At 50.8% G+C, this 533-nt stretch carries 1 protein-coding gene and 1 pseudogene; both read left to right on the top strand.

Annotation, left to right across the window (positions count from 1 at the left end; genetic code table 11):
* Nucleotides 1–221: hypothetical protein (locus tag C8029_RS19790; RefSeq protein ID WP_152002682.1), on the top strand; the 221-nt coding region annotated here is incomplete at its 5' end.
* A gap of 81 nt (nt 222–302) precedes the next feature.
* Nucleotides 303–533, top strand: a pseudogene (locus C8029_RS19785) (restriction endonuclease); the annotation flags it as partial.

Genomic DNA, 533 nt, shown 5'->3' with positions numbered 1-533 from the left:
GGGGGGCAGGGCATGACACAACACGGGCAGACAAGCCGGTCGCGAAGACCATGCCGGATGAGCCGACCAAGCGCCTGAGCCTGGATCTTCCGGCGAGCCTGCACACGCGATTCAAAACGGCGTGCAGTGCGACGGATCGGAAAATGGTTGGTGAGCTCCAAGCCTTCATTGAACAGCGCACGCAAGAATTGGAAGAGGATGCGGGCATAACCCGCAAATGAACAAAAGCACAAATGTGGTTTTGTGCTTGGCAGTAACCGACCCCATTAGGAGCACATCTTGCTCACACCCGGATAAGACATGTGAAAGATGCAGAAGTTGAACGCTGTCTTTCAGAGTTTAAAGGTGCGATCCAGAAATGGGCTGAGGAAAATCAAGTATCTGATGTTTGCTCTGTCAGAGATTATCTCGATGATAGCGGAAAAGAGCCTTTTGACCCGCCTGTGATTGCCGTCGTTTATTTCGATGGTGAGCTTCTGGAAGCGATTAGCGGCTATAACAATGAAGAGTTAGAGCAGAGTTTTTCAAGTCTG

The sequence above is a fragment of the Roseobacter sp. TSBP12 genome, assembly GCF_009129705.1.
Taxonomy (GTDB): Bacteria; Pseudomonadota; Alphaproteobacteria; order Rhodobacterales; family Rhodobacteraceae; genus Celeribacter; species Celeribacter baekdonensis_A.
The sequence above is the reverse complement of the archived record's forward strand: the minus strand, read 5'-3'. Positions and strand labels throughout refer to the sequence as shown.